This window comes from Peribacillus butanolivorans (genome assembly GCF_001273755.1).
GTDB classification, from domain to species: domain Bacteria; phylum Bacillota; class Bacilli; order Bacillales; family DSM-1321; genus Peribacillus; species Peribacillus butanolivorans.
In genome coordinates this window covers 16554-30496 of sequence record NZ_LGYA01000002.1, presented here as the reverse complement: position 1 = coordinate 30496, position 13943 = coordinate 16554, and the positions used below count along the sequence as shown (strand labels likewise).

Genomic DNA, 13943 nt, shown 5'->3' with positions numbered 1-13943 from the left:
AACATTTTGTTGTTTTTGCTCTTTATGTTCTTTTCTTTTTGTAAGAAACTTATCTTCTTGTTTTTTGATTTCCTTGTTGTACAACTTATGAACGGTTTGAATTTTGGCTACTTCCACATTTTTCACCTCCTTTCCTTGTGTTTTAGCAGCTACTGCTTTTTCTAATTTGTGTTTAGTTTCAATCGATTTTTTGTAATGCTCACTTTTAATTTCTTTATATTTTTGTTTATACTCAATTTCTTTGTTTTCTATTTTAATGATTTTATTTTCTAACTTAATCAAATCTATATCTTGTATCTTTGATTTTTTGTTTACTCTTCGAAGTGGTTGTTTTTCTAATCCTCGGTCCTTATAAGAACGATGATCTACGAAAAATTCTTTTCCTAACTTATTGAAATGTTCATTCGAAACATCTGAAAATAACTTCCTACTGGTGGGAATGAAATTCTGGCCACGCATTTTTTCACTTTTCTTTTTTGAAAGTTCTTCGCCGGACACAGTCCTTTCTGAAAAGATAATATGGAAGTGAGGATTATCCGAATCCATTTTATGAAAACTGACCGAAGTAGGGGTCTCGTATTTTTCTGAAAATTGCTGAGCAAAGTCCCTAGCCACATTCTTGTTTTCTTCTTTAGTTAATCCTTGATAAAGGGTTACATTGAATTCATAAAACACTCTGCCATCAGCGCGTTTTTCATTATTAATTTTATTAAAGAAGTAATTTGTATTCTTGAATTTCTCCGACGCAGCTGAATTTAAAATCATCTCCGTTTCAATTCCATCTTCCTTTGATTTCTTTTGAGAATAATAAGTCTTATTTGTTTTTTCATCTTTTATTTTTATTCCAACCGAATAAGCAAACCTAGACGGAACACTTCGGTGAGAAGAATTGGTGACAATTGTTGTACCGAAATGCAGAATCTTTTCTTGTTTCATATATTTCACCTCACGATCTATTCATAAATTGATTATCGAATTTTTAAAACTATAATGGCTTTTTGTGAGAATGGAACAAAAAAGATAAAAAATTATAGGGGTGGAAACCCAACAAAATATGAATATACACACAAAGTCGGAGACTAGTCCGGGAGGACGAACAAGTGTATATCTAATTTTTGTGGGTGCCGGGTTTTAAGGTTTTGGGTTTTAGGTTTTTAGGTTTTGAACTTAGCTCCCGGCAGGGCACGACGTTAGCTTTCTCGCAGAGAATGCGGTAGTGTGCTGTTCGTCCCTCACTAGCCCCCTGGGAGAAAACCAAAAACCAATATTAATACTTTTAAAATTCAATGTTTTTAAAATGAAAAAAATCATTTTTTTATTCTTATTTCTTCAAAAATAGATTATAAAGATTAAAACTTTTTATAATCGAGGTGAAGAAAATGTATACAAACGAAAATTCAAATTTGGATTTTACTCCAGATGAAAATCAAGAACGCAAAAATCAAAAACACGAAAACAATGATGAACTATACAAAACAAAAGAGGATTTAGAAATTGAGAAATTCCAAAAGAAAATTCAAGAACTAAAGAAAGCAAAAAAAGAGCGAATTTCGCGAGAGAAGAAAAAAATTCGAAAGGATCGCGACCAACGATTAATTAAAGTGGGATATACCGTTGAAAAAATATTAGGTGTCGAGGGTGAAGACAAAGTACGAAGTGCAATTGTAGCTTTGTTACAATCGGCTGATGATTTAGAAAAAATTTTGAAACAACATAGGGGGAATTAATAATGAATCAAAATGTAATGGGAGATTTAAATAAAGAATTAAATAAAGTGATGTTGAGAATTAGACAATCATTGGATGTCTTCGGCAAAATAAATGCATCATTTGAAAACAGTATTGAAAATATCGTACAAATGATAATTGAAAAACAGAGGCAAGAAATCGAAGGAATCGAAGACTGGACAGATCAAGAAATAAAACAAGAATTAAAGGAAGATTTGAACGAATTAATCGAGCATATACGAAAATGTAAAGTTATCACGAAAAGATTAGGAGAGAATTTTAAGGTAGATATTGAAAAAGACAAATTAAGAATTGAAAGCAAAAAGAATTTAGAAACGTTAGTTATTCAAAACAATATATTGATTCAAAGTTTAATTTCTGAAGCAGTCGCTGACCTCGATGATCTAGCTGACGAATACAAATTTAATAAAGATTTGAAAACAGAATCTTCTATTAAAAAATTAAAAATGGAGTTAGAAGAGTTAATTGAACGTAATTTCGAAGTAGGGGCATACTTAGATATGCATTTTGATTGGGATCTCGAAGAAGATATTGAAATAGATTATGAAGAACTTAAAAATATATTTGAAGATGGAAAACAAAAGGTACCAGAAAGAGAACGATAAAAAAGAGCAGCTGCTCTTTTTTTATTTCCGTAAAATCAATTTTAACAATTTTCTTAAACGTTTTTTGTTTTCTTTAGATATTCGTTTGTTATGAACCCACAGGTCCAAATTATCTCTAAAGTAATAATTTTTATAATCTTTAATCGGTCTGATATTACTTGTGATAATCAAGATTTCATTTTCTACTAAGCGACGGATCTCATCCGGACTAATTACCGGTTTTTCTTGAATGCTGCTTGTATAATTTGTTGAACCTTTATCACCAAACGACACACTCAACGATTCAACTTCTTTTTTGCCAGCCATATTAGAAAAGAACTTACTAGATTCTTCCGAATTTCCGTACATCGTTAACTTCGTTGAACAGTTTGAAATAATTGTTTTGGCAATGTCGTTTCCATACACGGCCTGCAATTGTTCAATATTTTGAAGGAAAATTTCTACGCCCATTTTTTTAGAACGTATCGTTGAAATAAGATTGTCCATCGATGGAATCCTACCGATATTCGCAAACTCGTCTAACAAAAAATACACCGGTAAACCTACTGCAGCTCCAGCACTTTCATCGACTGATTCATCCCCTTTTAGTATGTTAAACACCTGAAAATAGAAGGATGAAAGGAAAGGTTCATACGTCTTTGAATCTTCTTCCGGATAACTAATGAATAATACAATCTTTTCTCTACGCATACTATCGATTTTAAACGAATCCCCTTTAGAAATTTCTTCAATATTTTCATATTCAAATACTTTCATTTTACCTTGAATAGTTAAGAACAAACTCCCAACCGCATTCCCTGCACCTGAAACTTTTTTAAATTGACCAAAAGCCATTTTTGAATATTTATTAACGTCTTCCTCTTTAAAATATTCCAACTCCATTTCATAAATATCTTGTGGACATTCAGCTAGATCTTTTACAACGTCCGTTATAGTTCCACCTTGGAAATACTGACGGAATAAGAAGGCTGATAGCAAAGGAACCCCCATACGGCCCCATTCATCATCTTGAGCTCCTAATATGGCTTCAGCTAATTTTTGAACATCATTAGGATTTCGGCAATTTGATAATAGATTATATTTGATAGATACTTCTGGTCTATCTAGTTTTAAAAGAACCGGTTTAAGCCCTTTTTCAACTAATTCTCTGTATGTTTTCTTGTACAACTCTGCTTTTGGATCCGTAACAACAGCTGAAATATTACCATCTAGATTTTTAATTTGAGGAAGTAAAATCGAAGCTGATTTACCAGTCCCTGTAGCACTAATTATTAAACAATGTTGAAAGAATTTTTCCTGCCTTAGTTTTATATGTTGGGATAAAAGAAGATGTTGTTCTTCTTTAAATTCTCGTTCATTTTTAGTAATTAAAAAATCTGTTCCTAAATTTTTTTGTTCATTTTTCACTTGCTTCCAATTTAATAAATTTGAAGAATTAGATTCGTGTTTTTTAGAAAACCGTTTAGTAAGAAAAATGAGAATAACCGAAAAGATTAGACCCAAAATAACGAACGTAATCGCGAATTTAATAATAAAACTTGAATCAAAAATTGAAGTTGTTCCGCCGGAAAACATTCCACTTTGTGACTCTTGTCCGAAAAACCTTGTAATTTGATAAGATAAGAATCCTGATAATAGTAAGACAAATCCTGCTAAAATCTCTTTGATTCTATGATTAGAAACCACTTGCACCACCTCCACCAAAAAAACACTCTGTAAATGATTTCAGGAATTTTTTTCTATAATCCCTGGTTGTTTTATAAGTAGAAATGGGCAAAAAGCAATTTTTACAGAATTAAAAAAGACTAGGAATTAAAAACCTAGTCTTTTTTATTTATTAAACCGGATAATGCCTACTTTCCATTTTACCGAACACCTAAAATTCAGGCCTCGAACATTGTGTCTAGTACCGACACAACTCGTAATTACATCGGGATTTCAAGTAGCGTTTAAACATTACATAGGCTCACTATAATGATATTTTTTGTTTTTGGTAAAAAAGATTTTTTCTTTTTGGAGTTGAGGTAGGTCTGGGTTTGTGGCTGGCCCCATTTTTATATGGATAGATGCACAGAATAGCAACTATATGGCATTTTTATAGATTGTCGTGATAAATTCTACGCTAGATTCATTTTTTCAAGTAAACAGGTTCCCAGGCATTATATAGTGTAATTTTTACTTTTAAGGAATTAGGGTGGGGTTTGAACCTCAAGGAAGGCGCTTTTCAGCCTGACGACACGGATGACCGCAGGGAATTGTTTTTCATTTTTAAAGAGAGGTTTTCACAAAAAATAAAGTGTCTGATCTCTTTAACGGAAGAAGCATTAGACAAAGTGCTTTGTGAAGACCTTCTTTTTTAATAAAAGAAATAGCTTCCTACGGTCGCTTGTGAAGTTCGGGGTGAGTACGCCTTATTTTTGTTTGTAACACTTATACGGCACCTTTCAGCTAATTAAGAGTCATCCCTCTAGCCCTCCTTTTCTTAAAAGTAAAAACTCCACTAAATATGGTCAGAGAGATGTTTTAAACTTTTGTTATTTTGGTTACGAGATTGGTTGCTGCTGAATACGTCAAGAGAGTGAGGCATAAGGGAAGAGTAGCCATTCTTATTTTCTTTTAGAGGGATAGGAACTAAATTAAAAGTTAACTCTATTTAAGTGTAAAAATAAGAATATAAGAATAGAGAATTAAAAACCCAAATCCATTGTGGCTGTAAAGTTGAGGGCGCTTTTTCGGCACCTTTAACTGTTACACTATGCTAGTTTTTTTTACTCTAATTGTTACACTATGCTATGCCAACTGTTACACTATGCTAGTTTGAAAAAGGCAATAAAAAAGGAAGGCATTTCTGCCAACCTTCTTAAACTTCATCGTTTGTTTTCTTCTTGCTGCTTTTCTTTTTAACCATATCCATTTTCTTATAGTCTTTCTTTTGCTTTTTACGTGCATCTTTTTCATCTTTGAAACGCATAAGTACACTTTTAATATAAGGATCGTTTTCGTTATTAAATTCATCGTGCATAGCAAACATTAATTTAGGATTAATAAGAATTGTATTTGCTGTATAAACGATTGCCTCTGCTTGTTCCAATACCCAAAGGTCACGCTTTATGTAAGTTGGTTTCACCCTTTGCTACAATACCGGCAAGTTGTGTTATGTTTAGATAATCTAAAATGGATTCTTCTCCTGTTTTTAACTCTCGTGTTTTAGCTTCCCACACTGTTTCTTCTCCAATTGTAATAGATTCAGTTGGATTCAACGCAGCATAGCACGTTTGGTAGTGGAAATAAGGAATGATAGCGTGAAGAGTCGAAAGAGCTGAATGTGTTAATTCTTTAACGCCTAATTCTTTTGCTAATTTCGCTTCGATTTCTTCGACCACTGTAATTACATTTTGCAAGAAATCACGGTATACTTTTACATCGTAATCCTTTTTCTTCCCACCAGCACCACTGAATGTATATTTTGGGTTGAATGAATAAACCTTTTTACGCCCTGATTTGCTTTCAATGATAACTTGTCCCTTCTCTTTATCCGTTAATTTTTTCATTTGACGAACCGCACCTGCTCTTTTCATTCCCCAAGTCTCTGCGACTTGTTCAATATCAACTTTGTTTTTATATAATAGATGTGGGAATAATTGAAGAATACGTTTACGATCACCTGTACCAATTTCATCTTCCAATTGTTTCATACCTCCTCTAACTACTCGTTGATAATGTCCTAAATCTTCGTTGACGCCAACGCGGTTTTTAATTTGCCATTGAATGTACTTAGCCCATTGTTCTGCGTATTCAACATAAAGATTTTTAAAAGCATATGCGTAATCATCTAACTCCAATCCAGAGTCTTTGTCATAGATTGCTAGATTACGGAATCCAAATAATCTATCTGCTTTTGTTAGATCTCCTAATTCAAATAAGTAGAAGTCGAACTCTCTGCGGTTGAATTCTCCGTGTTTGAAGAAGCCGGCTACACGACCTTCTATCTCTTTTAACATATCAAAGTGTTCTTCTCTTCTAGTAAGGAAATCAAATCCTTTATCGCCTTTATTGATCTCCAATAATTCTGCCATTAATTCTTTTCTTCTTGCTCTTTCGTTTTGTTGGTCTACAGTTAACATATATTACACACTCATTTCTATTCAAAAGTTGTTTGAAAGAAGGAATGTGATGTCCAACCCTGTTCTATTATTTCTAAATTCACTTATTTATATTTAAAGGATTTAATTGAAATTTCCTTAAAAACTAAGTAGAATATAATATATAAGGTTATAAGTAATACTTTTTCTTATTGTCGGGAAAAAGTTTAGGGTGGGTGGAACATCACATCTCACCGCAAGAATCTCTGTTGGGGAACAGGGATTTTTTTGCGTCTTCTTTTAGGTGATTCTACATATTTTGCATCTATAAATCTAGAAAAACTAAGAAAATTCTGGCAAATAATATTAAGTAACCGGTTTTAATCGTTCTAAAATATTTCTTGCTAGTTGTTTTTCTTTTTCATCCTCCAGAGATTCGATAATCTCTAGTAGCTGATCTTCAACTTTACCGAACCGAAGGCGTACTGAACGATATTCAGGTTTTTTTGGTCGTCCCATTTTAGCCATAACAAACGCAGCTCCTTTCCTTCTATTCTACTTTTCGGGACAAAAAGTAAAACCCCTTTTTATTTTTTTAATTTCAATGCCAAGGACCGTAGGTACCCCCATTTTTAAATCCTATTTGATGTATTTCACTCGGTTGATATTCAACTTGTTTGATAATCTCATAATATTGATAATAGCCTTCTTTTTCATAAAACCTCTGCAATACCCCATCGAAAACAATATCATTCGGTAATTCAACCCAACCGTGTCCACAATGATTATTTATTCCATAAGAAAGATAAAGACCGTGTACTAAGCGAATATCTTCCAAATCACTTTTATCTTCAACATATTCAAATGCTTTTGTATAGCACTTTCTCGGATAAAGTCTTTTAGATTTACCAGTTTTATATTTTTCTCCTGCATCAACCTCATATTTGGAAAGTTTGTCCCTATCTACTTTTGCAAGTTCCTCTGCTTCAGCAGCTGATACTTGAATCATTACCAAATTCCTCCGTTCCAAAAATTGCTGGATCTTTATGTTCCACTTGATGCACAAAATAAGGCCTTTATGCCATTTTAATACATTTTCGTGAGTGATTGTTCGCTAGATTCATTTTTTCAAGTAAACAGGTTCCCAGGCATTAATAGTGGAATTTTTACTTTTAAGAAATTAGGGGTGGGGTTTGAACTCAAGGAAGGCGCTTTTCAGCCTGACGACACGAATGACCGTAGGGAATTGTTTTTTATTTTTAAGAAAGGTTTTCAAAAAAATAAAGTGTCTGATCTCTAATTATTGTGCATTTTTTATTTATGCACAAAATATCGACGTTGGGGTGCCCTAATCTTTTTATATGCTCCAGTAAATGCGTTTGGAAAGAAATGGCTTCCTAAGGTCGCTTGTGAAGTTCGGGTGAAGTACATCTCTCTTTTGTTTGAAACGCTTATACGGTGCCTTTCAGCTAATTTAGAGTCATCCCTCTAAGCCCTAATTTCTTAAAAGTAAAAGCTCCACTAAATAAGGTTTAAGAACAATAATTTTAAACTTTTTCTATATTGGTTACTAATTTGGTTACCACTGTTTCCTTGTGAGAGTAAGGTTCACGGTCTGTTGGTAACCAAAATTATTTTACTGGTTACTAATTTGGTTACCAATAAACCCTTGGGAGAGTAAGGCTCATAGCTATTAGTAACCAAAATAACTAGTTTTTTAAAAAATATACTATATTTATTTTTCTTGAAAGGGGATTTTTGCATTATCGAATTTATTAAAGGCTATATAATATATACCTTTTTTTATGGTTACTATGAATTTTGGTTACCAATGTACTTCAATCCCTTGTGGCTGTAAGGCTGAACGTGGTAACCAAAATTTAAATGTTCTGGTTACCGTGGTTACTTTTTAATTTTAGTAAATAGGCTGAACCATTGGTACATAAGGTTTTAAGGGTACTTTTGTTAGTAACCAAATTCATTTATTGCTTTGGTTACTTTGGTTACTTTGGTTACTTTTTAACAAAAAAAAGAGCCTATAGCTCTTTAATTTTGTTTTTTGAAAAGTCGAAGTCTAATTCATTTATAGTATTGGCATTAATTTCAATGGCTTTGATTTTTAATTGACCAATAGATACGAGTTTATTATCTTTTCCACTTTTTTGTGTAATTGTATAGTTTTTGCCATTGCTTTCGAATTTGGTTACTTTCCTTTTCTAAAAATCTGTTACAAAATTCAACAGTGAAATATAGTTTATCTTTTTCGCCTTTTTTAGCATTTTTATATATAGCATCAACTTGATCGGGTTCATATTCTCCTTCGTAGAATATATTTTTGCGGCTAGAGTTTAATTCACCTAACATTTTTTCTAGCAATTGGCGTGGTTTATCAAGAGTTTTATTTTCTTGGCTTTCTTTTAAGAACATTTCTTCAAAAGGCTTGGTATCAATGTTGAAATCGAAAAATTGATTTAATAATTGTGCTGTGAAGTGAATAAGTGCGTAATTGGCAGAAATTCTTGAGAGAACATCGTTACCGTTCGAATTATTAGCATAACGACTTCTAATTTCTTGATAATGAGCTAAAAGTTTGTTTTTGTTTTCTAAATCTAGATTTAACCATCGCTCTAAAAAGGTTCTTCCAACTACGCCATAATTATTTGACATTGCTTTGTAGAGTTTAAACATATAATCTTGTTCATATTCATTAAAGGGGTTGTCTTTAATTTGGACAATTCTAGCGCTTTGACCGGCTCGGTCACAATAATCAAGTATTGGGACTTCACCTGATGTAAGTAGGATTGATCTCCAAGTTGATAGTTTTTGCATTCCAATAATACTACCCCTTATTTTGCCTTTGTTTTGAGAAAAATCATAAGCTACTTCTCTTAAAATTTTCTCTGAAGCATTCCTTGTGTCATCCAAGATAACGGGAAAATTCTGAAGAAAATTAGATAATCTTTCAACTCCTACAGCTGTTGATTTCCATCCACCTACATATTCCTTTGAACCCCAAACAGTAGAAGCAACTTGTAGTGTTGTAGATTTACCCTCACTAGTAAATCCAGAGAGGTCTACTATAAATGAGTTAATATCAACATCTTTGACTAAAACAGCAGCGAATGAAGCTACTAAAAAGAACATTACTTTAGGGTGATCTCTAACAAGGTCTAAAACTTCTGTTTGCCAACTTTCTATTGTTCCTTTTTCTTGAAAAGATTTTAATACTTGTGCTTCTCCATCGCTTCCAGGAGCTATTATAATATCGCCGATTAAGTTTGGATGAATAAATTCACCTTTAACATTACCCAATCTGGTTGTGAGTAATTTCTTGTCTTCTTGGTTTTCTATTAGAAATTTATCAAGAAATTCCATAACTTTTTTATAATTATTTTCATTAACAGATAGACCCTTGACTGACATTTCTAATAAATCCTTTTTTCTACCAAGTATGGACGATGATTCTATGAATTTTTTTATTTTATCTAATTCTTTCCAAGTGATTTCAACATAATCATTTCCACTTTCTAGATCTGTATATTCTTTTGTAATGACCGGAATATGCCTTGAAACAGGCACTTCTTCGCCTTTAACAGTGACAAATAAACGACCATCTTGAATTAGATAAGGTGCTGGAATAGTATATTTTTTTTCATCAAATTGGACTTGAGTATTTAAAGGAAGATTGATGACCTTCTTAGCTTCTGACTTGCTCATCAGTTCATCCCTCCCATATATGAAAGGAGAGGTTTATATGATAAATACTCTTCTTTAAGTTTGAAATACATTTCATTTTCTTCAAAACTATTAGAAATATATTCAGTCTGTTCATACAAATATGTAAGATTCGATAGCTCGTGATAGATATCTGAATAGGCATCTACTTCTTCTATTTTTTTGAAGTGTGAAGTGATTTCTTTCAAAATATTGATAGTGTGCTCTAATTCGTTGATTAACATAGCCATAGCAGCTGTGAATTTTTTTTCGTTCTCACGATCAGCAGCGCGTTTTTTTATTAATTCCTCGACTTGCTTCTTATATTTACCGGTATTATTTAATCCAAGTCTATTAGAAAGTACTTTAATAGATTGTTTGTTGTTGTAATTGTTTATTTCTGCGAAGAAATTGATTACATCGCCACTTTTTCCGCAACCGAAGCATTTCCAAATACCTTTCTGCTCGTTCACGAATAAGCTTGGCGTTTTTTCATTATGGAAAGGGCATAACCCTTGAAAATTTTTTCCGGCTTTTTTCATTACTACGTGTTCTTGAACGATTTCGAGTAATGAAACCGATGCTTTTATTTGTTGGATCACTTCTTTTATATTGTTTGACATATTAATACACTCTCTTTTCTTTTTAAAAGGTATGAAAGAAAGTGAGTGTGAAAGAACGAACGGTATTTTAAAAGGAATTTATATTTTTAAACAAAATACATATATATAAACTTGAAAAAACGGTTTAATATGTTATTATTGTTTATATAAAAACTAATTAAAATGTTTTAACCCATATTGTGTTCGATTGTTCGTTTGTTCGTTCAGTCACACGTTCCACATTGAAATCGCAAACTTTGGTCGGTGGGCGATTTTTTTGTGTCTTCTTTCGGTAAAAATAACAAATTTCTAATGAAATTACTAGTTTTAGTTGTGGTTTTTCCAGATTTTTCTTCACAATTATGCTTTTAATTCTTCTAAGGCGTCTAAGATAAGCTTTCGATCTTTCTCGCTTTCAATTAAAGATAATATCGAAGTGAATTTATCTTCTATACGTCCGAAACGATGTTTCTTTTTTCTATATTGTTTTTCTAGTGGTAAAGGCGGACGCCCCATAATTTTCTTTTCTTTAAGTTCCAATTCTATCAACCTCTCTATTTATAAACTACCTCCATTATACTTTATGGGTACGCTAAGTCAAGGAAACTTACCATTTTTTTCTTAATATCCTTCATTTAAATTGAATTTAAATTCAGGCTTTTCTTTGCCTTTGTCGGGTTCCTCGTAGAACCTTTTTTATTACTCGCTTTTCATTAATTCTAATACTTCTCTTTTTAAAGCTAGAAAGTTTTCTAAGATCTCTTTCTTTAGATTTTCAACAGTTTCAACTAATCGTTCTTTTGAAGGAGAGTCGTCGGTTTCATAATTGCAATATTCACTACTATAACCGTCTATAACTTCGAAACGTATAATTTCTTGCTTAGAATCAAATTCAATAATACAATCTCCAGTTGTCCTAAAGTAATAAGGTTCTTCGTTGTCGGTATAAGTGTAATCATATTTGACTTTACCTTCTATTAAAATAACTCCGTTGTTCAATTCTTTAATTTCGTTCGTTATAACTTTATATAATTTTTCATCAAAGCCATTTACAGTATGGTTTTCATAAATCATTTATTTAATCTCCCTCTCTTTTAATTTTCGATAAAGTGTCGCTCTTGAAACTTGGGTAGCAGCACAGATCTCAGAGATGGTTTTTTCCTTTTTTTCATACATTTCAATAGCTGTTTCTAATCCGGAATTTGTGAATTTTTTAGGTCTTCCAAGATGAATCCCCCTTTTTCGAGCTGCTTCGATTCCTCGTTTTTGTTTTTCTTTCAAAGATTCCCTTTCCCATTGTCCCAGACTAGCCATAATACCTAAGATCATTTTTCCGGCCGGTGTCCTTGCGTCAACTCCAAGTTCGGTTAAAACCAAAAATACACTCTTTTCTTCCAATTTGTTAGCTAACATTAAAAACTGAATTGCGGACCTTGATATTCTATCGGTCCTCGTTGCCACGAGCGTGTCTCCTTCTTTTAATTCATCTACTAATTTATTTAATTCCTTATCTTCTGCAATTCCAGTAATCGTTTCTTGTATGATTTTTTCACAACCGAATTTTTTCAACTGGTCTACTTGTGATCCAATGTTTTGACTTTTATCTGAAATTCTTGCATAACCTACTATCAAATAATCTCCCCCTTTTGATACTGACCTTTGAGACGTCGTGAACCCTTGGTATTACTGGACCGAGATTCGTATTCTAAAAGGTGTACCTTATATACTTTAATTATATAATTTATAACCCCTTCTTTTTCAAGTTAAAAAACACAACATTTTTTAAAAGTAAAAATTACACTGTATTCGAGCAAATAAATAAACTAATTGAAACCATTTAATTAAGTGATTTATTATGGTGTTGCTGGATTTCTATTTTTAGAGGTGTATTTATGAAAAAATGTTTGTTCTGCAATATCGATTCTGAGCCTTTAATTAAACTGTATGAATGGGATAAGCCGGATACGTATAACTGGTATTGTGAAAAGCATTACGGAGGAGCCCTGGGGTTTCAGACGCAACAGAGAGAGAGATTTATTAAATATTATGAGGTACCTCAGAGATATGAACAGTTAAATTCAATACAAAAAGATCTCTACAATAGGTTGATAAGGGGTAGGTAGGAGTTTTTATAAAAAGGACCCAGAGTGACTGGTCCTTCTTAAGTGATTCAATAGAAAAATATTAGGTCATAAAAAAAGAAGAGCAAATGCTCTTCTTTTTTTCTTTTCTCTCAAACTATGTGTGTATTTCCTTGTACTTTGCCTTTTTTAATTTATGTTTATTTATGTAATTTTTAAAGAAAAGGAGGTGTTTTATGAGGAAAAAAAATTTGTTAGTCATTTTAATATTTTTTATTAGTTTCATTTCAATCGTCCCAATTAGCACAGTATCAGCAGCTGTAGAAAAAACCGATATTACATCCAGCCAATATGGAACACAATTTAGAGATACACTCACCTTCGACGTGGATACGTGTAAAAAAGATTATAAGAAATTACATAAAAAAATCAAGAATTCAAAGGATGAACAGGAACTTATAGATGAAGAATATGCGGAACAAATCAGTTCAGGAGGAAATCCGGGTCGACTAACTGTATTAGTAAATCCAATAATAACAGGACTCGGGAATGCAATGAGTAATATGATTACGTCCACTGCGTGTACGCTCGGCTTTGCGCCATCTCAATTGTTGCAATTAATGTTTTTCCCAATTGTTTTAGATAATTTCGGTTTTCTAGATGAGCTTTCAACTACAGTTCAAACAATTAGCATCGTAACTTTAGTTGTTATTACTGTAATGGCCATACTTGAATTAAACAACAGACAAGGTTCTATCACGGAAGAGGTCGTTTCAAAAACCGGTTCTTTCCTACTTGCAACAGGTATCATTGCATTTTCTATGTTTGCCTTGCAAGGTATATATGACATAGCAAATATATTAAGTTACTATGTCTCGAATTATGAGGTGAATATTTTAGTAGATCCAGGTAAAGGCATTGAAGTCTTCGAAGGTAAAGAAACGGGAGCTTCATTAGATGTAAATCTGCTGAACTATCCTATGATTTTCGTTTCCTACTTGGAATTTGCCCTAAAACCTGAGTTCTTGAATACTCTCCCAGGGTACAGCTTGATGATGGAGAGTGTGCTAAACCTAGTCAAGATATTGGTACTATTTTTCAAAAGACTTAC

General features: G+C 32.5%; 14 protein-coding genes. 3 read left to right on the top strand and 11 right to left on the bottom strand.

Features of this window, described 5'->3' with window-relative positions; translation table 11 throughout:
• Positions 1 to 936: MobA/MobL family protein (locus tag AKG34_RS21470; RefSeq protein WP_152952390.1), on the bottom strand; the 936-nt coding region annotated here is incomplete at its 3' end.
• Between the two features lie 443 nt (positions 937 to 1379).
• On the opposite strand from AKG34_RS21470, the gene AKG34_RS21465 reads away from it, so the two are divergent.
• Together AKG34_RS21465 and AKG34_RS21460 are read left to right on the top strand one after the other, a co-directional pair.
• Entirely contained in the window at positions 1380 to 1727 is a 348-nt protein-coding gene (locus AKG34_RS21465) for a hypothetical protein (protein ID WP_053348218.1), read from the top strand.
• A gap of 2 nt (positions 1728 to 1729) precedes the next feature.
• Entirely contained in the window at positions 1730 to 2353 is a 624-nt protein-coding gene (locus tag AKG34_RS21460) for a hypothetical protein (RefSeq protein WP_053348217.1), read from the top strand.
• A 21-nt stretch (positions 2354 to 2374) separates the two neighbouring features.
• Here AKG34_RS21460 and AKG34_RS21455 read toward each other — a convergent pair whose 3' ends face one another.
• From AKG34_RS21455 to AKG34_RS21415, 10 genes are all read right to left on the bottom strand, one after another.
• Positions 2375 to 3760, bottom strand: a complete 1386-nt coding sequence (locus AKG34_RS21455; RefSeq protein WP_161804972.1) for a type IV secretory system conjugative DNA transfer family protein — start codon at positions 3758 to 3760, stop codon at positions 2375 to 2377.
• A gap of 1453 nt (positions 3761 to 5213) precedes the next feature.
• Positions 5214 to 5444, bottom strand: a complete 231-nt coding sequence (locus AKG34_RS21450; RefSeq protein ID WP_053348215.1) for a hypothetical protein — start codon at positions 5442 to 5444, stop codon at positions 5214 to 5216.
• Between the two features lie 10 nt (positions 5445 to 5454).
• Positions 5455 to 6477: a hypothetical protein gene (locus AKG34_RS21445; RefSeq protein WP_053348214.1), complete on the bottom strand. Its 1023-nt coding sequence runs from the start codon at positions 6475 to 6477 to the stop codon at positions 5455 to 5457.
• Positions 6478 to 6801: 324 nt separating this feature from the next.
• On the bottom strand, positions 6802 to 6963 hold the full coding sequence (locus AKG34_RS28130) for a hypothetical protein (protein ID WP_161804971.1): 162 nt from the start codon (positions 6961 to 6963) through the stop codon (positions 6802 to 6804).
• Between the two features lie 73 nt (positions 6964 to 7036).
• Positions 7037 to 7444, bottom strand: a complete 408-nt coding sequence (locus AKG34_RS21440; RefSeq protein WP_053348213.1) for a hypothetical protein — start codon at positions 7442 to 7444, stop codon at positions 7037 to 7039.
• A gap of 1136 nt (positions 7445 to 8580) precedes the next feature.
• On the bottom strand, positions 8581 to 10152 hold the full coding sequence (locus AKG34_RS21435; RefSeq protein ID WP_053348212.1) for a DUF927 domain-containing protein: 1572 nt from the start codon (positions 10150 to 10152) through the stop codon (positions 8581 to 8583).
• Positions 10152 to 10772 (bottom strand): CHC2 zinc finger domain-containing protein, encoded by a 621-nt coding sequence (locus tag AKG34_RS21430; RefSeq protein ID WP_053348211.1) that lies wholly within the window; start codon positions 10770 to 10772, stop codon positions 10152 to 10154. The genes AKG34_RS21435 and AKG34_RS21430 overlap by 1 nt, the downstream gene beginning before the upstream one ends.
• Positions 10773 to 11111: 339 nt before the next feature.
• Positions 11112 to 11291, bottom strand: coding sequence for a hypothetical protein (locus AKG34_RS21425; RefSeq protein ID WP_053348210.1), 180 nt, complete (start codon positions 11289 to 11291; stop codon positions 11112 to 11114).
• 159 nt (positions 11292 to 11450) lie between these two features.
• Positions 11451 to 11825, bottom strand: a complete 375-nt coding sequence (locus tag AKG34_RS21420; RefSeq protein ID WP_053348209.1) for a hypothetical protein — start codon at positions 11823 to 11825, stop codon at positions 11451 to 11453.
• On the bottom strand, positions 11826 to 12383 hold the full coding sequence (locus AKG34_RS21415) for a recombinase family protein (RefSeq protein WP_053348208.1): 558 nt from the start codon (positions 12381 to 12383) through the stop codon (positions 11826 to 11828). It abuts the gene before it with no gap.
• 685 nt (positions 12384 to 13068) lie between these two features.
• Here AKG34_RS21415 and AKG34_RS21405 point away from each other — a divergent pair.
• Positions 13069 to 13943, top strand: an 875-nt coding sequence (locus AKG34_RS21405; protein WP_161804970.1) for a hypothetical protein, incomplete at its 3' end; no start/stop codon positions are given.